Raw genomic sequence first — 24,917 nt, 5'->3', positions numbered from 1 at the left:
TTTACTCCATATATGGAAAATATTATCATAACATTATTATATATTAACTTTTTCAAGATTATAAGATTATACGAAAAATTATTTTGATTTTCAAACATTTTTACATTCCTATTTTATTAACTTTTATAGTTTAAAGCAAAAAGAAAAGCATTAGGTATTCCCTAATGCTTTTCATGTTGCGAGATAATCCATAAGCGGAGTTCTGTATTAAGCAATCATCTATCTAGGCTTACTGTTACCAGCAAGCTCAAGCGACACACCACATGGCGGGACGGGCCACCCCATAAAGCCATTACTCGGTCTTGCTCCAGGTGGGGTTTACATAGCCGATATGTCTCCATACCGCTGGTGAGCTCTTACCATCACCTTTCCACCCTTACCAGTTGCTTTAAGCAAACTCAAATCCTAAGATTTTCTGGCGGTATATCTCTGTTGCACTATCCTTCAAGTCGCCTTGACTGGCCGTTAGCCAGCACCCTGCCCTTTGGAGCTCCGACTTTCCTCTCCTAGCTTAAAGCTAGCAGCGATTGCATGTATCACTCGCAAGATTTATATTATCATAAATTCAATAATAAAACAAATGTTTTTTTAGATAAATTGTAAAATTATAAAAAGCATTATTATTATTAACCAACTGTAAAAACTTATGCCAGATAACAAAAGAGTCAATATCATTAAAACCAATACACAAATACGTGCTCTTGGATTTGGAGTACTTGGTACTTTAGGGCTGTTTTTAATTGCACAAATTACATCATTAACTGTGTCTCTAACCACTTTGCCCCAATCTGTTTTCTTAGACATATGTTCCTCCATATAAAATCTTGCTTATACTTATTTATATGCAAAAATAGAGCGTAATTCGCTCTATTTAATAACTATTTATATAAATGTGTATGGATCTTGACATTTTTTACTTTCCATAACTTCTACATCTTTAAAGTCTTTATATATGTTTTCCATAACCTTTAGGAATACAGTCCATTCTGATCCAAAATGCCCTATATCTATAATGTTTATTCCCATTTCTTTATAATCCGAAGCAAAATGATATGTAGTATCGCCTGTCACTATAGTATCTGCTCCCATGGCTACTGCTTTACCTATGAAATCTTGTCCGCTCCCATTGATTATTGCAATCTTTTTAGCAGTTTCATTACCTTTTACAAGTCTTCCATGATTAATACCTAATGATGACATCACTTTTTTAGCATATCTTTCTATAGAAACTTCTTCTTCCAATAAGCCTATTCTTCCTATTCCAGCTTTATTATCTTTAAAGTTTACTTCTATAAGCTTACTTTCTTTTAAACCTACTAATTTTGCTATAGTTTCATTCATCCCATTTTCAGCACTATCCAAGTTAGTATGAGCAGAGTATAATGCTATATCATGTTTTATAAGCTCCATAATCTTACTTCCTTGCAAAGTATCTGTTGTTATGCTACTTGGTTTTCTAAAAATTAATGGATGATGAGTAATAATTAAATCAACACCATTTATTTTAGCTTCTTCTATGACTTCATTTGTACAATCAAGAGCAAGTAATATTTTAGAAATACCTCTCTTCTTATCTCCTACCATTAATCCTACATTATCAAAATCTTCTTTGATATATTTAGGTGCAAAATCTTCTATTGATTTTATAATATCACTTAATAACATCATAATTATATCACCTTATTTTATAAATAATTCATCATGGAATTTATGATACTTATTTTTTCTTCTACTTCTTTCTTTCTTAAAATAGCACTTTCGCTATCTTCAGATATGAATCCTAATATTTTAGAATAGTTTTTTATTTTACTTTCTAAATATTCTCTCATTAAAGGATGTTTTTGTCTTAATAACATTGGACTTATTTCATAATAGATGCTATCTAGTTCAGTTGCATGACCTTCTGCTCTTCTAACTTTAAATAATTCATAATAAACGCCTTCATCAAAGCATAAATCTTCTTTAATTATTTCATAATTATTTTCATATAAGTATTCTCTTAAAACCTCTGGATTTTGTGCTGGAACTAATATTAATGATTCTAATGAATTGACCTTTTCCATATCAGCTTCAAGAATATCTCTTATTAAATTTCCGCCCATTCCAGCAATAACCACTGAATTAGCCTCTTTCATTTCCAATGGCTTTAGTCCAGAACCTAACCTAAAATCTATTTCATTTCCAACTATACCTTCAAGAATAGCATTTAATTTAGCCTTATCTAAAGGATCCTTATTTATATCACATGCAATTACTTTATTGGCCTTTTCTCTTTCTAAAGCTAAAAGGGGAACATATCCATGATCAGTTCCTATATCAGCTAAACATTCAACTTTATCTAAGTTATCAACTATAAAATCTATTCTTTTACTTACATCCATTTTTTGTACCGTTGCCAAAACTTTATAAATATCTATAAATCTTGTTTAATTCCCTGTTCCACGAGTGCGATTTTGAAAACTATATATAGCAATCTACTTTCGTTTGATATAACTCTCCAAGGGCGTAAATTCGGATACAACGCATCCTACATATCAGCATTATCTTGTTAATGATATTATGCTAATTTATATCTTGAAAGATTAATACTTGCATTTAAATCTCTATCAATAGATAGACCACAACTACATTTATAAACTCTATCTTTAAGTTTTAAATCCTTCTTAATCTCTCCACATTGACTACAAGTCTTTGATGACGGATAAAATCTATCTGCTACTACCAACTGAATTCCTCTAAATTTACACTTGTACTCCAGTTGCCTTTTGAACTCATAGAAACCTTGCTTTCTTATAGCATCAGATAAATGTTTATTTTTCATCATTCCTTTAACATTTAAATCTTCTATTACAACTCTGTATGGTTTGGTTTTCACTATACTTGTTGTAGTTTTATGAAGATAATTACTTCTAATGTTAGCCAATCTTCTGTATACTTGTTGTATCTGTTTTTCAAGTTTTATAATATTTTTAGTTTTGACATACTCCTTTCCTTTTTTATTTTGTTCGTACTTTCTACTTACTTGTTTTTGTAGTCTTTTTAATCTTTTTTCAATTTTTCTAACTACATAACTTTTATTAATATTTTTATATACTTTTCCATTGGAGCATATAGCAAGTTCTTTTAATCCTAAATCAATACCTAGTGATACATCTGTTAGCTCTTCTTGAATTTCTTCTTGTTCTATACCTATTGAAATATACCAATATTTATTATCATAGCTTATTCTTGGGTTACTGTATTTAACACCAATAGGTATTTGTTCATTAGTTTTTATCCAGCCAACTTTTTCAATATTAACAAGCTTTCCTTCTTTAACTTTTAGCTTCCAGTTATCGTTGTAGAAGGATTTTCTACTTTTTCTTCTACTCTTAAATCGAGGTTTATCTGATAGCCCTTTAAAAAATCTTTTATACGCATCACAACCATCTTTAACGGCTTGTTTCGCTACGTTATTAGATACTTTATTAAGCCATGATAATTCATCTTTTTTAAGTTGAGTAATCTCTTTTCTTAATTCATTATCTGAAATAAATTTACCACCATTTTTATAATTTTCTTCTTGTCTTGATAATGTCCAATTATATATAAACCTTGCAGTTCCTACTGATTGCCACAATTTTTGCTCTTGTATTTCACTTGGATATAGCCTAACTTTCTTCGCCAATATCATCTTTCAAAAACTCCTTAATAATTTTCTTAGCTTTATTGGCTATTTTGCCCTGAAGGCCACAACTAAATACGCAAACATATATATATATTTACATTTTCGACCTGTCTTTCAAGATCATCTTTTTGTTTATGTAAGATAACTCTACAATATCCAATAGTCTTTATATTTAGTTGTTTACCTTGTTTTAACCCTAAAAAATTATTAAGTTGTTCTTGGGAATAATATCTTGTTCTCCCTTCTGTTGCATGATGTGGTTTTAAAGTTCCTTTACTATCCCCATTTCTAAGTGTTTGAACTGTTTAACCTATTTTATTTATTAATGTGTCTTTTAATACTTTTTATTCTCTCATTATTTTCCACTAATCATAAAACATAAAAATTAGCACCTAAAGGTGCTAATTCTTAATCTAAATAGTCTTTTAATTTCTTACTTCTAGATGGATGTCTTAGCTTTCTTAAAGCTTTTGCTTCAATTTGTCTAATTCTTTCTCTAGTAACATTAAATTCTTTTCCTACTTCTTCTAATGTTCTTGCTCTTCCATCATCTAATCCGAATCTTAATCTAAGTACTTTTTCTTCTCTAGGTGTTAATGTATCTAAAACATTGATTAATTGTTCCTTTAACATTGTAAAGGCTGCAGCTTCAGCTGGTGCCGGTGCATCATCATCAGGTATAAAGTCTCCTAAGTGTGAATCTTCTTCCTCACCTATAGGTGTTTCTAATGAAACAGGCTCTTGAGCTATCTTTTGAATTTCTCTTACCTTTTCTACAGGTAAATCCATAACTTTTGAAATTTCTTCTGGGAATGGATCTCTTCCTAACTCTTGAAGTAATTGTCTTTGTACTCTTATAAGCTTATTTATAGTTTCTACCATGTGTACAGGTATTCTAATAGTTCTAGCTTGGTCAGCTATAGCTCTTGTTATCGCCTGTCTAATCCACCATGTTGCATAAGTAGAGAATTTATATCCTTTTCTGTAATCAAATTTCTCTACAGCTTTAATTAAACCTAAATTTCCTTCTTGAATTAAATCTAAGAATAACATTCCTCTACCAACATATCTTTTTGCAATACTAACAACAAGTCTAAGGTTAGCTTCTGCAAGTTTTTTCTTTGCGTATTGGCTTCCTTCTTCTATTTTCTGAGCTAATTCTATTTCTTCTTCTGAAGAAAGTAGTGGCACTTTACCAATTTCCTTAAGATACATTCTTACAGGATCATCAATTGCAACACCTTCTGGTATTGATAAATCTAAATCTAATTCTTCTTCCTCAACACCACTAACTTCATTCATATCTCCTTGAACTTCAATTCCCATTGATTCAAGAACTTCATAAATCTTTTCAATTTGTTCAGGCCCTAAATCTATATGATCTATTTCATCCATTATTTCTTTATATGTTAGTGTACCATTCTTTTTACCTTTTTCAATTAAATTCTTAACAATAACCATTTTACTGCTTCTATCTTTATTTTCTTTTTCCTTAGCTGCGTTTGCTTTTGTTTTTCCTTCCACTAATCAATTACCTCCTTCATGACCACTTACCCTCTTTTTCCATTATTTAACTGTTGCATTAATTGTGATAATTTAATAGCTAATTTAATGGACTCTTCTACTTCGCCTTTACCTTCTAATACCTTTTGCTGTCTTTTTAGATTTTCAATTTCTATTTTTAAATTTTGAGTTTTTATTTCATGAATAAAATCATCAATTTGCTTATTAACATCACCATCTAAGAATATTTTGCATTCTTTAATTTTTACCAATTCTGCAATTGTTTCTGCAGAATTCAATTTGGACTCTAAGTAAGATATAATATTATTAATATTTTCCCCTTTACCCTCAATAATAACAGTGAAAATTTGTTTATGTTCTTCCAAAATAAAGTCTTTTTTAGATATTCTCTCCATAATGTAGAATAAATACTCTGCTTCTGTAATCATAAACTTAAGTAATGATCTTTCTGCCTTTATATATCCTGCTTCGGCATGTATTTTTTTTTCATTTTCACTAATAAATCTGTTTTTATTATTGTCCATAGCACCATTTAGCTTTTTACCTAAAATATCATATAAAGCTTGCTCTTTAATTCCTGTATTTTCAGATGCCTTTTTTATGTATACATCTTTCTCTAAAGGGTTTAGATCTGCAATAATTTCCATAACATTTTGTGAGTATTTAATTATTGCTTCAGTATCTCTAAAATTAATACCTTCTTCAGCTTTTCTAAGCCTGTAATCTATCAAAGGCTCTGCGGTATTTACTAATTTTAAAAATGCTTCCTTACCATTACTTTTTATGAATTCATCTGGATCTTTACCTTTTGGTATGGATAAAACTCGTACATCAAAACCTGCATTTCTAAGTATCTCAAGTCCTCTCATAGTTGCCATTTGTCCTGCCATATCAGCGTCATATGATATTACTACCTTATCAGCATATCGCTTTAATAACCTAGCCTGATTTATGGTTAGTGCTGTTCCTAAAGAGGCTACTACATTAGTAATTCCACTTTGATGTAAAGCAATTAAATCCATATAACCTTCAACTATAATAAAATATCTTTCTTGCATATTGCTTTTTAAAGCAAAATTCAAACCATACAAATTAGTTCCTTTTTGAAAAACTAAAGTTTCTGGTGAATTCAAATATTTAGGTTTTGAATCATCTAAAACTCTTCCACCAAATCCTATAACTTTTCCTCGATAATCAAACACTGGAAACATTACACGATTTCTGAACCTATCATATTTTGTTCCTTTTTCTTTGTTAATAGATATTAATCCTGCTTCAGCCATAAGTTCCTCAGAAAAACCTCTTTTTCTTAAATGATAAATAAGATTATTCCAGCTATCATTTGCATAACCTAAACCAAACCTTTTTATGGTTTCAATCCTTATTCCTCTATTTAAGAAATATTCTTTAGATTTTTGATTATTCATTAAATTTGAAAAGAAAAATCTTGCTGCCTCTACATTTATCTTATATAACAAATCTTTTTTTTGTGCAGTCTTATTATTTTCTTTATTTCCAAAATCCAAATGAATATTCGCCCTATCTGCAAGATACCTTAAAGCTTCTAAAAACTGCATATTCTTTGTCTTCATGACAAATGAAATTACATTACCCGCTTCACCACATCCAAAACATTTATAAATCTGCTTTTCCTGTGATACAAAAAAGGATGGGCTTTTTTCATTATGAAATGGGCATAATCCACTGAAGTTTCTTCCTGTTCTTTTTAACTTAACAGTTTCTGAAATAATATCTACTATATCATTTTGTTCTTTAATTTTTTGGATAATTTCTTCTGAAATCTGCAAGGAGATTCCCCTCCCTACTTTTATTTAATTAATGCACATTATATAATTCGACATATTTTAATAAATTCCTTCTTAATTTATTTAAAATTTATTATTATGATTTTTTATTATAAATTCTTATAGAATTTTATATTTTATAACATATATTCTGCCCTAAAACTCTATTTTAAACTGCTTTTTCTAAAAAATTACAAACTTAGGTACATAAATTTTGTTAAAAGTAGCTAAGCAATAATCATCACTCATTCCTGCAATATAATCTGCTACAGCTCTTTTAGTACCTTCACTCTCTTCTATTTTTTTATATACGTCAGGCAATTCATTGGAGTTCTTAAAATAATAATTAACTAACTGCTCTAATACAAATTTAGCTTTAATTCTCTCTTCTTTTAAATGTGTACCTAAATATATATTTTTAAACATAAATTTTCTTAATTCAATCATAGCTTCTTTAACTTCTTTGCTTTGAGCTACTCCATATTTACCATCATTAATATTGTTAATTGTCTCCCTGATAATATCATTTACTAAGGTATCTATTCTCTCTGAACGACTTTTTCCCAGTACCCGTATTATTTCTTTTGGCAAAGCTTCCTCAGTTAAAAATCCTGCTCTAATAGAGTCATCAATATCATGATTTAAATAGGCTATCTTATCACTATATCTAACTATACGTCCTTCTAAGGTTTTTGATTCTGTTGTACTTTCTCCAAGCCCACTGTGATGAAGTATGCCATCAATAACTTCTTCTGTCAAATTAAGTCCTTTTCCATCATTCTCTAATTTCTCTACTACTCTTACACTTTGCTCATTGTGTCTAAATCCTTCATCTAAAAAAGAATCCAACACTTCTTCTCCATTATGAGCAAATGCTACATGACCTAAATCATGTCCTAAAGCAATTGCTTCTATCAAGTTTTCATTAAGACCGATACCTACTCCTATAGTCCTTGCAACTTGTGAAACTTCTAATGTATGTGTAAGCCTTGTTCTATAATGATCTCCAAAGGTCTTTATGTATACTTGAGTTTTATGCTTTAGCCTTCTAAAAGACTTTGAGTGAATTATTCTATCACGATCAACCATAAAACAAGTTCTAACATTATCTAGTTCTTCTTTTATCTTCCTTCCAGAGCTATACTTACTGAAAGATGCTTTTTTTATTAATGTCAAATGCTCAAACTTTTCTATTTTTTCACGTATTATCATATAACTCACCTCAAAGTTATTTATTCTATAAGTATCTCAAAATTCCTCTATTATTATATAAATAATATATACATCCTTATGAATGTATATGTATATTTCCAATATAATTCTAATATTATTATAATGAATATTGATGGAGGAGTTTTAATATGATAAATTCAGAAAATTCTTCAATAGATGAACTTTTTACAATTGATACTATCAAAAATAATATTTTACCAAAGTATTCTATATATAATGCTGATATAAATATTGTTAAAATCAAAGATACCACTAAACAGCGAGCAGTGTTTAAGATAAATTATAATAATAATTCCTATTGTATAAAAAAGGTTTATTATGATGAAGCCAATCTTCTCTTTGTATATTCTGCTATGGAATGGCTTTATAGAAACGGTATAAAAGTTCCCAAACTTCTTCCTGCAAATAATGGTAATAGGTTTGTTATATATAATAACATGTTATTTATTTTAACTTATTGGGTGGAAGGAGACAAGTGTGATTTTGATAATATTAATCATCTTTATTTATCATCTAAAACTCTTGGTAAATTACATAAAACAAGTAAGAACTTCACTCCTATTTTAGGAAGTGCCAAAAGGCAATCTTTAGATGATTACCATCTTACACTGACTAAACATTTAAATTCAATTTTGAAATGTGCTAATTTGGCTAATAATTATCAAGATAAATTTTCCAAAATATTCTTAAAAAGCTTAGACTACAATCTAGAACTTGCCAAACTTTCCCTTTCTCTTACTTCATCTATGGATAAAAATGATTTATCCACCTCACTTTGTCATGGTGACTATGTAAATAAAAATATACTAATTAATAAAGATTGTATATGGATAATAGATTTTGATAAATGTTCTTATGACTACTGTTCACATGATATTGCATATTTCTTAAGAAGATTATTAAAACGTCCATCATCTAACTGGAGCACTTATCTTACTTTAGAAGTTATTGACTCATATTTAGAAAATAACACCTTAAATGAATCTGATTTTAAATATATTTTAGCGTATCTTGCTTTTCCACAAAAGTTTTGGAAGATATCAAGAGATTACTACAATAATATAAAAAAATGTAATCCCATTTCTTTTTGCACATTACTTGAGAAAGGATTGGAAAGAAGTGAAAATCAGTTAGATTTTATCTATAGACTTATTAGAATTATAGAAGATAAATATTCCATAACTATTTTATAAAATCAATAAGAGACTATATCAGAAATGATATAGTCTCTTTATTAATTATCTAGGATTTTTAACTTGAGCTTGTGCAGCAGCAAGTCTTGCTAGAGGCACTCTAAATGGTGAACATGATACATAATTTAAACCAACATTATGGCAGAATTCAATTGAAGATGGATCTCCTCCGTGTTCACCGCAAATACCTAATTTAATATTTGGTCTTGTAGCTCTTCCTTTTTCTGCTGCCATCTTAACAAGTTGACCTACACCAACTTGATCTAATTTAGCAAATGGATCTTGTTCGTAAATCTTTCTTTCATAATAATCATTTAAGAACTTACCTGCATCATCTCTTGAGAAACCAAAAGTCATTTGAGTCAAATCATTAGTACCAAATGAGAAGAACTCTGCTTCTTTAGCAATTTCATCAGCTGTTAATGCAGCTCTAGGTATTTCAATCATTGTACCTACATGATATTCTATGGTAATGCCTTTTTCATTCATTACAGCCTTTGCAGTGCTGTCAACAATATCTTTAACAAACTTCAACTCTTTAACTTCACCAACTAATGGAATCATTATTTCAGGTACGATATCATAACCTTTTTCATTCTTAACTTCTATAGCAGCTTCTATTATCGCTCTAGTTTGCATTTCTGCTATTTCTGGATAAGTTACAGCCAATCTGCATCCTCTATGACCAAGCATTGGATTGAATTCGTGTAATCCTTCTACAGTAGCCTTTAATTCTTCAAAATCTAATGACATCTGTCCTGCAAGCTCTCTTATTTCTTCATCGCTATGAGGAACAAATTCATGTAGTGGTGGATCCAAGAATCTTATAGTTGCTGGTCTTCCTTCCAAAGCCTCATACATTGCCTTGAAATCTCCTTTTTGCATTGGAAGAAGTTTTGAAAGTGCTTTTCTTCTTTCTTCCTCAGTTTTAGCAACAATCATTTCTCTCATTGGCATAATTCTATCTTCATCAAAGAACATATGCTCAGTTCTACATAATCCAATACCTTCTGCCCCAAATTCAACGGCTTGTTTTGTATCTCTTGGAGTATCAGCATTAGTTCTAACTTGAAGTTTTCTTATTTCATCAGCCCATGACATAAATGTTGCAAAATATCCTGATATTTCTGGAGTAACAGTCTTAATTGCTTCCCCATAAATATTACCAGTTGAACCATCAATAGAAATATAATCTTTATCAGTGTATACCTTTCCACCAACTTCTAAGGTTCTCTTTTCTTCATCTACTTTTAATTCTCCACATCCAGCTACACAACAAGTCCCCATACCTCTTGCAACAACAGCAGCATGTGAAGTCATTCCTCCACGAACTGTTAAAATACCTTGAGCTGCTATCATACCTTCGATATCTTCTGGTGAAGTTTCAAGCCTTACTAAAACAACCTTTTCACCTTTTTCAGCTCTTTCTTTAGCTTCTTCTGCTGTGAAAGCTACTTTTCCACAAGCAGCACCTGGTGAAGCTGGTAATCCTTTGGCTATTGCCTTAGTGTTTTTAAGTGATGTAGCTTCAAATGTTGGATGTAGAAGTGAATCTAATTGTTTTGGTTCAACCTTTAAAATAGCTTCTTCTTTACTTAACATACCTTCTGAAACTAAATCAACAGCTATTTTCAAGGCTGCTTGAGCTGTTCTCTTACCATTTCTAGTTTGTAAGAAGAATAACTTTCCTTCTTCAATGGTAAATTCCATATCTTGCATATCTTTATAATGATTTTCAAGCTTATTAACTATATTAATAAATTGTTTATACAAAGCTGGATTTTGCTCATTTAATTTAGTGATTGGAAGTGGTGTTCTAATACCTGCAACAACATCTTCACCTTGTGCATTCATTAAATATTCACCATATATTCCTTTTTCACCTGTAGATGGGTTTCTTGAAAAAGCAACACCTGTTCCAGAAGTATCTCCCTTATTACCAAATACCATTTCTTGAACATTAACTGCTGTTCCCCATTCCCCTGGAATATCATTAAGTCTTCTATAAACTATTGCTCTTGGATTATCCCATGATCTAAATACAGCAGTTATAGCTTCAACTAACTGTTCCTTAGGATCTTGTGGAAAATCCTTTTTCATTTCCTTTTTATATAAATCCTTAAATTTAACTACCAATTCTTTCAAATCATCTGCTGTTAATTCAGTGTCATAATGAACACCCCTAGCCTCTTTCATTTCATCAATAATATTTTCAAATAGTCTTTTTTCAACACCCATTACAACATCTGAAAACATTTGCACAAAACGCCTATATGAGTCATAAGCAAACCTTGGGTTATTTGTTTGCTTTGCTACTACTTCCACCGCTTCATCATTCAAGCCAAGATTTAAAATAGTATCCATCATTCCTGGCATAGAAACTCTTGCACCTGATCTTACAGATACTAGTAGTGGATTTTCTAAGCTTCCAAATTTTTTGCCTGTTATTTCTTCTAATTTTGCAATATTATTTTGAATTTGTTCAAGAACTTCTTCTGAAATTACTTTTCCGTCATTGTAATATTTATTGCAAGCCTCAGTTGTAACAATGAATCCTTGTGGAACAGGAATTCCTAATATGGTCATTTCTGCCAAATTTGCTCCTTTACCTCCAAGGAGGTTCCTCATTGTCTCATTCCCCTCTTTGAAAAGGTAAACATACTTTTTATTATTCATCTCAATACTCCTCCGATCATTTCAATCTATGAATGTATATACTATCGAAGCTTAGCTCCGTAGTGCACTTAAGCATAAAAGCTTTCATAAGCCTTTATTTGAGAGTAATAATAAATACTTATAAATAATCTATTTATAAGTATTTAAATTAGTTAAAAGCCACTATTAAGCAGCTCTTATCTTACGTATGATATAAACCCTTTTCTTTTGCAGTTAATTTTAATTAACCTTAGTTCTCTTCCCCTAATCCTGCAAATAGTTTTGTAATATTTGTCTTTGACATCTTACCAACTATCTTAATTACTTCCCTAGAACCGTCATCAATTTTTACCTTTTCAACAATTGGTATACTATCTATTTCATGTTCTATTATTTTCTTAGCTAGAATTATTGCACTATCATCCCTGCTACCACATATTATGTTGGGCATTCTTGTCATAATTACACCTACAGGTACCTTATGAATATCAGTGCCTCCAATGGCAATTTTTAAGAAATCCTTTCTAGACACTGCTCCAACTAAAACATCATTATTTTCTACAAATAAAGTCCCTACATCGTTTAAAAATAAATATACTATTGCATCATAAACCATAGTATTTTCGTTAACGGTTACAGGCTTTGACATTACGTCATCTGCTCTTATTTTTAGTAGATTTTCTAAAACATCTCCATTTGTTTTTCGTCCTAAATAAACATATCCTACTTTAGGTCTTGCATCTAAAGTCCCTGTCATTGTAAGTATAGCCAAATCTGCTCTTAAAGCTGCCCTAGTAACACCTAGTTTTTCGGCTAAATTTTCACTAGTTATAGGCTGTCCCTCTTTGACTAACTTTATTATTTCCTCTTGTCTTTGTGAAAATTTCAAATTAATCCCTCTTTCTAAACAAATAGAAATATTCAGATAACTTTTATATTTTCATATTTACAGTATAATTATAACATTTTATCTTTTTTTTACTATGCTGATTTTTCTGAAAATTCAATCAAATTATCTGAATACATCTAGTTTATCATTATTTCAAATGAAATATCTTTATTTTTCTTTAATTTTCTTATCTATTCTTTTTTATCATCTACATCTTCAAATTTAACAGTGTAAGTAAAAGTATTTTCATCTAGGTCTATATCATTATTGTGAGTACTGCTGCTACTTGTATTTACATTCATATCTTCAAATTTTTCTTTTACCTTTTCTGTAAATCCTGCTGCTTTTTCTTTTACATCATTAACAGTCTTAGTGATATATTTGTTTACAACTTCTACAGTTCCATCACTCTTAGTAATTTCAATAGTAACTTGTGTTACCACCGCAGCTACTACTACAAAAGCTAAAATTGGTGGAATTATGATACCGATTATTCCTGCTGCGATTCCTGCATTTACTGGAACATCAACTAATACCTTTTCATCTTTTGATATTTTTATTCTAGACACATTTCCTTTGTTGATAAGGTCTTTAAGCCATATCTTAAATTCTTCAACAGTTTCTGCTCCATTGTTTACTTTCATTCCATCGTTAAATGAATTTTCATTTTTCATTTCAGATTCTAAAAGAATAATTGCATCTAAAACACTACCATTAGTATGCTCTAATGCTTCTTTTGCCTTAGCATAAGATACTCCTGTTCTTTCCCTTACCTGATCAACTTTTTCAAGTGTTATTTCCATCTCTATCACTCCTTTATATAACTTAACATTTCCAAGCTTTTTGGTCTTTTAGAATAGTTATTAGCTATTATGTTAGTAATTACTCTTTCCATCTGCTTTTTAATTTCATCATTTACGTTCAGCCTATATACTTTATCCATTGATGTATTTTTTAAAAATCTCAAAGCATTATATGCAGGTTTGCTGATAAAAAATCCATATTCTTTATTACATTCATCACAAACTCCGCCATAATGTGATAATGATATATAATCAGCTACTGATATCTTCTTCTTGCAAATACAGCATCTATCTAGTTCTAAGTTATACCCTGTAGCTTCCAATAGCCTTAGCTCAAATGCTCTTACCAGTAGTTCATAATCTAGTGCATCTGTACTTAATAAATAAAGACAAATCATAAACTCTTTAAATAGCGCAGAATTTACTTCATCATTTTCTACACATATATCAATTAGCTCGCATAAATAAGATGAATATGTTAACTTTTCTAGATTATTTAATAACCCTTGGAAAGAATTTATTATTTTTCCTTCTTGAAGATTATATAAATTCTTGCCCTTAAATAACAAATATTCACCAAAGCATAGAGGTAATGTAACTGATAAAAGCTGGCTTTTGCTTCTCTTTGCCCCTTTAGCTATACAAGTTACTTTACCTAACTCCTCTGTATACATCCATAGCAGTTTATCATTTTCTTTGTAATCTTGTACTTTTATTATTACTCCTTTAGTTTTTACCAGTGCCAAAACTCTCCATCCCCTATTATTTTAATTTTTTATATCCTAATTCCTTAAGTAGTAAGTTATTATCTCTCCACTCTTTTCTAACCTTAACCCATATTTTTAAGTTAACCTTGGCATTTAAAAGTCTTTCTATTTCATATCTTGCAGTTTCACCAATTTTCTTTAATACTGCTCCATTTTTACCTATTATTATTCCTTTATGTGATGTCTTTTCACATATTAAGTCTACTTCAATATGATAAGTTCCTTTTTCATTTTGCTTCATTTGTATTATATCTACAGCTATACCATGTGGTACTTCATCTCTTAAGTTTCTTAACGCTTTTTCTCTTACTATTTCTGAAACTATAAATCTTTCCTGTACATCAGTTATCATATCTTCTGGATAGAATTGTGGACCTTCTGGAAGATTTTGAATCATAAGATTAACTAAAGTATCAACATTTTTTCCTCTTAAAGCTGATATTGGTATAATTTCTTTAAAATCATATTCTTTTGAATACATATGAAGAGTTTTTGCTACTCTTTCATGAGTATTCTCATCAACCTTGTTTACAACTAAGAATACTGGAGCTTTTTGTGCTTTTAATGCTTCAATAATAAACTTATCACCTTTACCAATTTCATCACATGGATTAATTAGTAATAAAACTAAGTCTACTTCCTTGATAGAATCCTTTGCTGAATTTACCATATATTCACCTAATTTATGTTTAGGTTTATGTATACCTGGAGTATCAACAAATACTATTTGATAATCTTCTCCCGTAAGTATTGTTTGTATATTATTTCTAGTAGTTTGTGGTTTGTTAGATACTATAGATAATTTTTCACCCATTATTTTATTTGTTAATGTTGACTTTCCAACATTTGGTCTTCCTACAATTGTTACAAATCCTGATTTAAACATCATTTCCTCCTGTTTGCTTAAGTCTTCTCTTTAGACTTTTTACACTAATACATCTTTTATTGAACTTTATTATATACTATTTCCTCAATTTATTACAGCTTAAATATTGTAAATACTAACAATGTCAGTAAAACACCTAAAAGTCCGCCCACTATTACTTCAAAAACAGAATGTACTTCTGAATCTACCCTACTTTGAGCTGTGATAAAAGCCATAAGATAAGCTAGAATTATACATATAGGTTTTTCTGTTATAAGGGATATTGCTGTGGATAATGAAAATGCTAATGCACTATGCCCACTTGGCATTCCTCCTTTAAGTGGCGTTCCTTCACCAAAAATTGCTTTAACTATCACCGTTGTTATTATTACAATAACAAGGGCTATAAAGATCATATATGGCTCAGATTTTTTAACTTTATGGACAATTTCATAAGAAAATTGTGTTAACTTATCCCAAAAAACTATATAACCTACCAAAACTGCATTGATTGCAGTAATTAGAACCGCCCCTGCTGCTGTATTTTTAGCCACTTTTGACAAGGGATGATAAAAATTTGTATTTAAATCAACCACTGCTTCAATGGCAGTATTAATCATTTCAGCTGTAATAACCATAGTTATTGTGATTGCTAAAGCTAAAAACTCAACCTTAGATATATCTAAGAAAAAACATGCACCTAGTGCCAATACAGCTGCCACCAAATGAATTTTCATATTTCTTTGGGTCCTAGCAGCATCAACAATACCATTTATTGCATGATTAAAACTCTCAAGCATTTTCTTCATTCCCATTAATCCTTCAACTCCCTAAACACCTATCTTGAAATTTTTAATTCTCCTAGTAACTCTTCTTCTCTTTTTCTCATAATTGCTTTATCATCTTCCTCCATATGGTCATATCCTAAAAGATGTAATATTGAGTGTACTACTAAATATGATACTTCTCTTTTATACGAGTGATTATATTCCTCACTTTGCTCTAATGCTCTTTCCAATGACAAAACTATATCACCTAAAACTAATTCATCTCCATCTAAAAATGTTTCATCAAAGTTGTAATCTATATAAAAATCTTTAAAAAACTTCTTATTTGGATAATCCAGCATAGGGAATGATAATACATCTGTTGCTCTATCAATATTTCTTGTTTCTCTATTTATTTCTCTGATTTCTTCATTGTCTACAAATAGTAATGAAATTTGATACTTACAATTTACTCCTTCTTTTTTTAATACAAAATCACATACTGCTTCTAAAGAATTAATAAATTCTTCATCAACATTTAATTTTTCTTGTCTATTATCAGTATAAATCATTTTTAAACTCCTTCTATGTATAACTTCTTACATGATTAATTTTTTAAATCATAAATAAATAAGAAGGCTTTCACCTTCTCATCTACTTTTCTTCCTTAGGATACTCTACCCTTTTATGATAAAGTCCATTTAAAACTTTTAAAAAACATTTCTTTATAGTAGCAATATCTTTTAAAGTTAGTTCACAGTCATCTAATTGATGAGAATTCAACTTATCATTAATGATATTATTAACCATATCTTCTATTTTTTCAATAGTAGGCTCTTTAATTGAACGTACAGCTGCTTCAACACTATCTGCCAGCATTACTATACCTGCTTCTCTTGAACTTGGAATTGGACCTTCATATCTAAAATCCTCTTCTTTAACATCATCTGGATTATCTGAATTTTTCTTTGCTGTAAAATAGAAGTATTTCACCAGAGTAGTTCCATGATGCTCTAATATTACATCTTTAATGACCTTAGGCAACTTATATTCATCAGCTAGCTCACCACCATCTTTTACATGAGAAATAATAAGTGATGCACTTAAATTTGGATTTATCCTATTATGTGGATTATCTTGCCCCATTTGGTTTTCACCAAAGAAAAGAGGTCTTACTATCTTTCCAACATCATGATAATACGCTCCAACCCTTACAATTACCGAGTTAGCATTTATCTCCTCTGCTGCTACTTCAGCTAGATTAGCTACCATAATACTATGATGATATGTTCCTGGTGCCTCCATAAGAAGTCTTTTTAATAGTGGACTATTTGGATTAGCTAGCTCTAGCAAACTCATATTAGTAGTTATATTGAAACTTGATTCTAAAAATGGTAGCATCCCTATGGCAAGAACTCCAGAAATAACAGAACTTAAAGCTGCACATCCTGTATTTTTTAATATTACAGTTATATCACTTGATAAAAGCATTCCTGTAGCAAACACAACTATAGATACTACTATTCCCACATATACTGTTGAATATAAGATGTCATTTCTTTGGGTAGCTCTTTTTAATGTGCTTACTGCAACCATTATACTTAATAACGCCATAAGAATAAATTGTGGATCGAATTCAACTATGATACTTACTAAAATTAAATTTATTATATTTATTAAAAGAGAGATTCTATGATTTATTAGTACTGCCATAATCATTGGTACACAAGCAATAGGAATTATAAATATAGATAAGCTCTTTAATCCAAAGGATAATATAAGTGTTATTATATTAAGCAATAAAATTAAAATGGCCATTTTATAATTTTGTGCTATTTCTTTCTTTATTATGAAATACTCCAATGCAAAAACAGTCATAACTAAAACACCTAAAATTATATAAGTCACCAATGAACCTCTTCCCATATAATCGCCAACTATACCTAATTCAGTAAGTATTTCTATCTGCCTTTCTGTAATTGGCTCTCCTTCTTTAACTACTGTCTGATTTTTTTTAATCATAACCTTTTCTACTGATTTAAGGGCTTCCTTAATTAATTCCTCCCTTTTTTCAGTATCTTCTACATAATTAGGCTTTATCTGGCTATTAATCATCTTAATCATAATAACTTTAATATTTTCATCTATTTCAGTATCTAATATTTTTTCCTCTGCTACTTCTTTAGCTGATTCTAAATCAGTATCATTGTCTTCAGATATAATATCTGCATAAACAGTATCCAATATATTTAGCAATATTCTTTGAATTTCTGTATCTTTTTCAACTGTCAAAGCTAGCAATGCTTTATATTCTGTATCACTAAGAGTAAAGCTTCCAATCTTCTTTAACGCTGTTATTTTTAATACTTCATCCTCTTGACTACTTTTTAAATTAATTAACTTATTAAAAAAATTTGTTATATTTTGAGAAGCTTCTATTTTCACATCAGTTTTTAAAGAAAACTGTTTAGGCACTAATTCCCGTGCTTCATTTTCTTTAGCTTCAGTGGCCTCTTCATCTACAATATCTCTGGTGGCCTTAATATCTTCACTAGCTATATCTCCCTTAACTAAATTGTACTTTTTGGGAGTTACAGCAGTTAATAAAATAAAATAAGTAATAAAGATAAGTGCAGAAAAGATATAAAACTTCTTCCAATTTCTCTTATTATTATTTTGTTTTTTCATCATTTAAATCACCTTCTCATCCTTTAGTAGACTCAATACTCTACAACCTCATCACTTACTATATTTTGTTCTACAACAAAAACGACTTTTACATTTAAGTATTCATCATCAACTCTTTCTTTTGTCACTATTTTATCTATAATTTTACCATCTCTTTTTAAATCTTTAGATAATGATTTTTCTAAAGTATCTAAAACTAAGTTAACCCCTTCACTTTCAGTCATTTCAATGGTGGATTCTACTCTTTCATAATATATCACTTCATTAAATATTTTGCCACTCTTTTCTATTTTATCATACTTTTTAAAATCTTTTGTAGATTTTTTAATATATATTTTCTTGCCAAAGAACTCTATATAAATATCAGAATCTTTGTTGCCACTTCTCTTATATTCAACTCCAGATATTTTAATATTCATTTCCTTTTCATAAAATGTATTGGCAATAACCATACCACTTGGCCTTACTACATACTCTCCACCTTCATTGCCATCCACACCTTCAATGACCACTTCACCTTTCTTTACCACATCACTATTTTTTACAGCAGCTCTTCCTGAATAAGTATAAACTCTTTTTATTTGTCCATCCATATCAGCCACAAGATTGCCGTACTTTCCTTCATCTTTCACTGGCGGATTTACCTTTTCAGTAATTACCACCTTTAATGTTGAGCCTTCAACTCTTACCCTTAGCCACAAAATTTCAGAATTTAAACTTTCCAATTTCTTTTCTATCTCCTTTTCATCTAAGGAAGCTTTCCTCACCCCTGGAGATATTCCTATTTCCTTAAGCTGTTCCCTTATCTCAAAAGGAGTAACATTCTTTCCTACAGTTATATCTATGGACCATATATACGTTGATAAAAAAAATATAATGGCAAAAAACACTACCACAGCTATTACTATTGAATATCTCTTTTTCATATTCCCTAATAAAAAGATAGGCCCTTTTCCTTCTAATACTCTTACCTTTCCCCCTACAGAACGTACTATTTCACAAACCCTTTCATAATCCATATAATCTATTTCCAGTCTTAAGGTTGTTATATTTACCTTCTTAACCTTACTTGCAGGAATATTTTGAAGCCATAATATATTTAAAATCTTTTCTATATCTTTTACTAGTATTTCAACTTTTATTTTTCCTTTTTTTATCCCTTCCATATCTTAAATATCACTCCCCATACCCTATATAATCGAAGTACCCACTTATAATTAAAGTAGAAGTGGCTATATATAATATTTCAAATGAATTTCCTTTTATTATTAATGGATCAAGACTTGTTTTTATTTTTATTTCATTCTTTTCAAAAACTAGTATTCCCTTATGATTTTCAATAGTGATTTCATTACGCCCAATTACAGTAATCCTCGGTACATCTAAAACAATTTCCTTAGGCATTTCTAATTTATCTAGTAAAACCTTTTTTCCCCTTTTTAGCTTATCTTCCATGAAACCTCTCCTAAATAATATTCCTTCAATGTACTTTATGTTTATGTAACTAATAAAATCACAATTTATATAAAAAAGTATGTGGCAAAAATTTTTATATTTTTTAAATACTAAAAAAGGACTCAATATAATTGAGTCCTCTAAATATTTAACATTATTATCTAACTATTTAATTTACAACATAATCTATATGAACTATAGTCTTTAATCTACTTATGACATAAGCTTATCTATTCTTTAATGTTATCTTGCCCATTTAAGTAGCTAAGCTTTTTACGACCGTAAAATTTATCTTCTTTAAAAATGCTGTGGAAGGTACTTTAAAAAATATATCTATATATATTTTAGCATCTCCTTTGTGAAGTGTGGCAAAGATTTAATCATTGCTTACTTCTCTCTTGCTAATAAATAATCTTATTGTCTTAATCATAATGTATAGACCAAAAAATAGTTTTAGATTATAGCTAACAATAAAATAACAATTATTTTATTTAAGCTTTATTGCTGCAACTTCCTTTTTGATAGTCAACCGTAAAAAACATATTAATCAAATACTACTTGAATTTTCTCTTTCTTGCAGCTTCTGATTTCTTCTTTCTCTTAACGCTTGGTTTTTCATAGTGTTCTCTCTTTCTAACTTCTGAAAGAACTCCAGCTCTTGCACATTTTCTCTTGAATCTTCTTAATGCGCTTTCAAGTGTTTCGTTTTCTCCAACTTTGATTTCTGACATCTATTATCCCTCCCTCCGCTAGCTCAATTTAGTCCGATAAACTAAAGCTACGGGCTTAATAACACATGCTATATTATACTATAGTTTAGTTTGAAATGTCAATAAATTTTGTTTTTCCATTAGCCTGGTGGCCACTTCATATCTCTTGCCCCAAGCACATGGAAATGCATATGTCCTACAGTTTGACCACCCTGTTCTCCACAGTTATTTACTATTCTATAGCCCGTTTCATTAATTTTTAACTCTCTTGCTATTTTATTAATAACAACAAAGATATGTGAAACAACTTCTGCATTTTCTTCCGTTATATCATTAGCACTTACTATATGCTCTTTTGGTATAACTAAGAAATGAACTGGTGCCTCTGGACTGATATCATAAAAAGCTAATACCTTTTCATCTTCATATATTTTTTTTGAAGGTATTTCACCTTTTATAATCTTACAAAAAATACAATCGTTCATAAAATTCACCACCCTTCTAGTTAATTATGAATGATGAGTTATGAATTATGAATTAAGGAATAAACTCCTTAAAGGAGTTTAAATGAATTTTATTTTTTAAAAATTCTATAAGAATTTCATCCTTAATTCATCATTCATCATTCATAATTTACATTAGATCTCCAATAGCATATTCTCCTTCTGCTTTTTCAATCTTTATATCTACTATTTTACCAGTTATATCTGCTGCCATACAATCAATTTCAACTTTGATGTAATTTCTTGTATATCCTTCAAATATATTTGGTCTATCTTTTAATTCTTTTTCAACTAAAATGTCCATTTCTCTTCCTACAAATTTTTCAATAAAATCATGTTCATTTTTGTTGCTAAGTTCAATTAAAAGCTTACTTCTTTCATCTTTAGTCTTTCCATCAATTTGATTAGGCATATCTGCTGCCTTTGTACCTTTTCTTGGACTATATTTAAATACATGTGTCTTTGTAAGCTTGATGTCTTGTAAGAATTTATATGTTTCATTAAATTCTTCTTCAGTTTCTCCAGGGAACCCAACAATTACATCTGTTGTAATAGATACATCTGGCAGAGCTTTTCTTATGTTTTCTACAGCCATTTTATATTCTTCAGCAGAATATCTTCTATTCATTCTCTTTAACACTGTATTACATCCACTTTGAAGCGATAAATGGAAGTGAGGACATAATTTCTTAAAGCTTTTGATTTTTTCAATATTTTCTTCACTAAAGAATCCTGGCTCTAATGAACCTATTCTTATTCTTTCTATACCGTCAATTGCTTCAATATCTTCAATTATAGTAAGAAGATTTACTGTACCTTCTAAATCAAGTCCATATGATGCTGTATGTATACCTGATAAAATTACTTCTTTAAATCCATTAGCTGCTAATTCTTTTACTTCTGCTATAACCTTATTAGGGTCCTTTGAACATACAGAACCTCTTGCATAAGGTATTGTACAGAAAGTACAGAATCTATTACATCCATCTTGTATTTTTAAGAAAGCTCTTGTTTTATCTTGATATTCTTCTATCTTTAAATCTTCAAATTTCTTATTTTTAAGCACACCTTCTACGTGAACTTGAGGTTGACCTTCTTCTTTAGCCTTATTTACATAATAAACTACATCACCTTTATTACGTGTTCCAAGCACTACATCAACACCTTCTATTGCTGATACTTCTTTAGGAGACATTTGTGAGTAACATCCTACAGCGGCTATTATAGCCTCAGGATTACTTCTTCTAGCTCTGCTTATAATTTGTCTTGATTTTTTATCTCCCATATTAGTAACAGTACAAGTGTTTATTACATATACATCTGCAAAAGTATCAAAGTCTACAACTTCGTAACCTTCTCTAATAAATTTTTCAGCCATTGCTTCTGACTCATAAAAATTAACTCTGCACCCTAAAGTAGCAAATGCAACTTTCATTAAATAACTCCTCCTAAATCTCCAAGCTCATATTGGATTAATGAAGCTGCTGTAAAACCAGCAGTTTCTGTCCTTAAAATTCTATTTCCTAAAGTAACTATATGAGCTCCTATTTCTTTCAATTTTAATATCTCATCTTCCTCGATTCCACCTTCAGGGCCAATAAATATTCCTACTTCACTAATTTTATTTAATGCAGTATTTTCTTCTCTTAATTTATTTATCAATGATTTTATACCAAAGCCTTCTGCATTTTCATACGGAACAATTATTAAATCTAACTGCTTCATACCTTCTAATGCTTCATCAAAGCTTATAGGTTCTAATACTTTAGGCACTATACTTCTTTTACTTTGTTTTGCTGCTTCTAAAGCTATTCTATTAAGCCTATCTAACTTTTTAAATTCACCTTTTAACTTTACATCAACTCTTGAAGTCATTACTGGTATGAAGTCGCTAATTCCTAGCTCTGTTCCTTTTTGCACTATCAAATCCATCTTTTGAGCCTTTGGAAGTCCTTGATATAAATGTATTTTAACAGGGCTTTCATTGTTTATATCTAACTTTTCAAGTATTTCAAATTCAACTTCCTGCTTACTAGTAGAGCTTATTACTGCAAGGTATTCTGTCCCTTGGCAATCATTTAAAACAACCTTTTCTCCTGCTTCAATTCTTAAAACCTTAATAATATGCTTAACATCTTCACCTATTATTTTGGCTGTATTTTCATTTATTAATTCTTTAGGTGTAAAAAATTTATGCATTTTCCTTAGCTCCTATAAACTATTTTAATTTAGCTACTATACAGTTCCATTCTCCATCTCTGTTCTTTTCTATAACTTCAAATCCTGTAGCTTCTAGTTTTTCACATACCATATCAACTCTATCGTGAATTATTCCTGATGTTATGAATATACCATTATCTTTTAATACTCTCTTAACATCATCTGTTAATATGCATATTATTTCTGCTAGTATATTAGCAACAACAACATCAGCTTTACCATCTATTACTTCTACTAAGTTTCCTTCTAATATTTCTATATTGTTTAAGTTATTATATTTTACATTTTCCTTTGATGATTCAACGGCTACTGGATCTAAATCTACTCCAACTGATAGTTTTGCACCTAATTTAGCTGCTGCAATTGCTAGTATTCCTGAACCACATCCTACATCAAATACTGTAGCATCTTCACTTACATATCTTTCTAATGCCTGTATGCACATTCTTGTTGTTTCATGAGTTCCTGTACCAAAAGCCATACCTGGATCTAATTCAACAACTAGCTCATCATTCTTTGGCTCATATTCTTCCCATATTGGTTTAACTACTATTCTTTCTCCAACTAAAACTGGCTTATAGTATTGTTTCCAAGTGTCAGCCCAGTCTTTTTCATGTTTAACTTCGCTTTCAACCTTTCCTTCACCAACGTTTATTCCTAATTCTTTTATTTCATTAACCTTTTGCTCTATATATGTAACTATCTCTTCAACATTATCATCTTCTGAGAAATAACCTTTTACTACAGCTGCTTCTCCTCTATGTTCTAAAACATTAATATCAGCAAAATCCCATGTTAAAGGTCCTTGCTCTCTTCCTAATATATCATTAGGATCTTCTATTGCAACTCCCTTACAATCTAATCCATAAAATATTCCTGATATCGGTTCTAAAGCCTCACTTATTGTTATAACTCTGACTTCTACCCAAGTTCCATTCATCTATATCATCCTTTCTTATTTTTAACATTATGACTAATACTTAATTTTACACGTTATGACAAATAAAGTCCACCCTAATTATAATCAAAAAGAACATTCTTCACAAATCCAGAATGTTCTTTTTGATTATAGTAATTAATAATTATGAATTACGAATTAAAAATTCAGGATGAAACTGAAAGAGTTTCTAAAATCAGCTTATTTATTTTTAATTTTCATTTAACTAAATTCAT

The 24,917-nt window shown here is 29.9% G+C and carries 23 protein-coding genes, 1 other RNA gene and 1 pseudogene; 1 reads left to right on the top strand and 24 read right to left on the bottom strand.

Annotated features, from left to right (window positions below):
• Positions 1-175: 175 nt before the first annotated feature.
• The 9 genes and pseudogenes from rnpB to Q5O44_RS04545 form a co-directional block, all read right to left on the bottom strand.
• Positions 176-543, bottom strand: an RNA gene (gene rnpB, locus Q5O44_RS04585) — RNase P RNA component class A.
• A 45-nt stretch (positions 544-588) separates the two neighbouring features.
• Complete coding sequence (locus Q5O44_RS04580) at positions 589-804, bottom strand: hypothetical protein (protein ID WP_022167213.1); 216 nt, start codon at positions 802-804, stop codon at positions 589-591.
• Positions 805-882: 78 nt separating this feature from the next.
• Positions 883-1,665, bottom strand: coding sequence for a Nif3-like dinuclear metal center hexameric protein (locus Q5O44_RS04575; RefSeq protein WP_291660927.1), 783 nt, complete (start codon positions 1,663-1,665; stop codon positions 883-885).
• Between the two features lie 20 nt (positions 1,666-1,685).
• Positions 1,686-2,381: a class I SAM-dependent methyltransferase gene (locus tag Q5O44_RS04570; protein WP_022167211.1), complete on the bottom strand. Its 696-nt coding sequence runs from the start codon at positions 2,379-2,381 to the stop codon at positions 1,686-1,688.
• Between the two features lie 176 nt (positions 2,382-2,557).
• Entirely contained in the window at positions 2,558-3,673 is a 1,116-nt protein-coding gene (locus Q5O44_RS04565; protein ID WP_022167210.1) for an RNA-guided endonuclease TnpB family protein, read from the bottom strand.
• 77 nt (positions 3,674-3,750) lie between these two features.
• A pseudogene (locus Q5O44_RS04560) lies at positions 3,751-3,972 on the bottom strand (IS607 family transposase); the annotation flags it as partial.
• Between the two features lie 103 nt (positions 3,973-4,075).
• Positions 4,076-5,191 carry an RNA polymerase sigma factor RpoD gene (gene rpoD, locus Q5O44_RS04555; protein ID WP_022167209.1) on the bottom strand — a complete coding sequence of 372 codons (1,116 nt, stop codon included), beginning with the start codon at positions 5,189-5,191 and terminating at the stop codon, positions 4,076-4,078.
• A gap of 26 nt (positions 5,192-5,217) precedes the next feature.
• Positions 5,218-6,999: a DNA primase gene (dnaG, locus tag Q5O44_RS04550; RefSeq protein ID WP_022167208.1), complete on the bottom strand. Its 1,782-nt coding sequence runs from the start codon at positions 6,997-6,999 to the stop codon at positions 5,218-5,220.
• A 180-nt stretch (positions 7,000-7,179) separates the two neighbouring features.
• Positions 7,180-8,208, bottom strand: coding sequence for a deoxyguanosinetriphosphate triphosphohydrolase (locus Q5O44_RS04545; protein ID WP_022167207.1), 1,029 nt, complete (start codon positions 8,206-8,208; stop codon positions 7,180-7,182).
• A gap of 149 nt (positions 8,209-8,357) precedes the next feature.
• Between Q5O44_RS04545 and Q5O44_RS04540 the strand changes: the two genes are divergently transcribed.
• Positions 8,358-9,422 (top strand): CotS family spore coat protein, encoded by a 1,065-nt coding sequence (locus Q5O44_RS04540; protein WP_022167206.1) that lies wholly within the window; start codon positions 8,358-8,360, stop codon positions 9,420-9,422.
• A 45-nt stretch (positions 9,423-9,467) separates the two neighbouring features.
• On the opposite strand, the gene ppdK is transcribed toward Q5O44_RS04540, so the two are convergent.
• The 15 genes from ppdK to prmA all read right to left on the bottom strand — a co-directional run bounded on the left by ppdK (position 9,468) and on the right by prmA (position 24,684).
• A complete protein-coding gene (gene ppdK, locus Q5O44_RS04535) occupies positions 9,468-12,098 on the bottom strand; it encodes a pyruvate, phosphate dikinase (protein WP_022167205.1) in 2,631 nt (876 codons plus the stop codon).
• A 229-nt stretch (positions 12,099-12,327) separates the two neighbouring features.
• Positions 12,328-12,966: a helix-turn-helix transcriptional regulator gene (locus Q5O44_RS04530; protein ID WP_022167204.1), complete on the bottom strand. Its 639-nt coding sequence runs from the start codon at positions 12,964-12,966 to the stop codon at positions 12,328-12,330.
• Between the two features lie 191 nt (positions 12,967-13,157).
• On the bottom strand, positions 13,158-13,769 hold the full coding sequence (locus Q5O44_RS04525; RefSeq protein WP_022167203.1) for a DUF4342 domain-containing protein: 612 nt from the start codon (positions 13,767-13,769) through the stop codon (positions 13,158-13,160).
• A gap of 5 nt (positions 13,770-13,774) precedes the next feature.
• Positions 13,775-14,515 (bottom strand): DNA repair protein RecO, encoded by a 741-nt coding sequence (recO, locus tag Q5O44_RS04520; protein ID WP_022167202.1) that lies wholly within the window; start codon positions 14,513-14,515, stop codon positions 13,775-13,777.
• Between the two features lie 16 nt (positions 14,516-14,531).
• Entirely contained in the window at positions 14,532-15,422 is an 891-nt protein-coding gene (era, locus tag Q5O44_RS04515) for a GTPase Era (RefSeq protein WP_022167201.1), read from the bottom strand.
• Positions 15,423-15,514: 92 nt separating this feature from the next.
• Complete coding sequence (locus tag Q5O44_RS04510) at positions 15,515-16,216, bottom strand: diacylglycerol kinase (protein WP_291661636.1); 702 nt, start codon at positions 16,214-16,216, stop codon at positions 15,515-15,517.
• 23 nt (positions 16,217-16,239) lie between these two features.
• Complete coding sequence (ybeY, locus tag Q5O44_RS04505; protein ID WP_022167199.1) at positions 16,240-16,740, bottom strand: rRNA maturation RNase YbeY; 501 nt, start codon at positions 16,738-16,740, stop codon at positions 16,240-16,242.
• Positions 16,741-16,822: 82 nt separating this feature from the next.
• On the bottom strand, positions 16,823-18,859 hold the full coding sequence (locus Q5O44_RS04500) for an HD family phosphohydrolase (protein WP_022167198.1): 2,037 nt from the start codon (positions 18,857-18,859) through the stop codon (positions 16,823-16,825).
• A gap of 29 nt (positions 18,860-18,888) precedes the next feature.
• Entirely contained in the window at positions 18,889-20,022 is a 1,134-nt protein-coding gene (gene yqfD / locus Q5O44_RS04495) for a sporulation protein YqfD (protein ID WP_022167197.1), read from the bottom strand.
• A 10-nt stretch (positions 20,023-20,032) separates the two neighbouring features.
• Entirely contained in the window at positions 20,033-20,311 is a 279-nt protein-coding gene (gene yqfC / locus Q5O44_RS04490) for a sporulation protein YqfC (protein ID WP_022167196.1), read from the bottom strand.
• 554 nt (positions 20,312-20,865) lie between these two features.
• The gene (gene rpsU / locus Q5O44_RS04485; RefSeq protein WP_003441547.1) at positions 20,866-21,042 is read right to left on the bottom strand and encodes a 30S ribosomal protein S21; all 177 of its coding nucleotides are present in this window, start codon (positions 21,040-21,042) and stop codon (positions 20,866-20,868) included.
• Between the two features lie 119 nt (positions 21,043-21,161).
• Entirely contained in the window at positions 21,162-21,506 is a 345-nt protein-coding gene (locus Q5O44_RS04480; protein ID WP_022167195.1) for a histidine triad nucleotide-binding protein, read from the bottom strand.
• Between the two features lie 148 nt (positions 21,507-21,654).
• Positions 21,655-22,959: a tRNA (N(6)-L-threonylcarbamoyladenosine(37)-C(2))-methylthiotransferase MtaB gene (gene mtaB, locus Q5O44_RS04475; RefSeq protein WP_022167194.1), complete on the bottom strand. Its 1,305-nt coding sequence runs from the start codon at positions 22,957-22,959 to the stop codon at positions 21,655-21,657.
• Complete coding sequence (locus Q5O44_RS04470) at positions 22,959-23,723, bottom strand: 16S rRNA (uracil(1498)-N(3))-methyltransferase (RefSeq protein WP_022167193.1); 765 nt, start codon at positions 23,721-23,723, stop codon at positions 22,959-22,961. Before Q5O44_RS04470 ends, mtaB begins: the two co-directional genes overlap by 1 nt.
• A 19-nt stretch (positions 23,724-23,742) precedes the next feature.
• Entirely contained in the window at positions 23,743-24,684 is a 942-nt protein-coding gene (prmA, locus tag Q5O44_RS04465; RefSeq protein ID WP_022167192.1) for a 50S ribosomal protein L11 methyltransferase, read from the bottom strand.
• Positions 24,685-24,917: the final 233 nt, after the last annotated feature.

It is taken from the genome of Clostridium sp. CAG:221, from assembly GCA_000435835.1.
Taxonomy (GTDB): domain Bacteria; phylum Bacillota; class Clostridia; order Clostridiales; family Clostridiaceae; genus Clostridium.
Note: the sequence above shows the minus strand (reverse complement) of the source record. Positions and strands in the feature narration are given on the sequence as shown.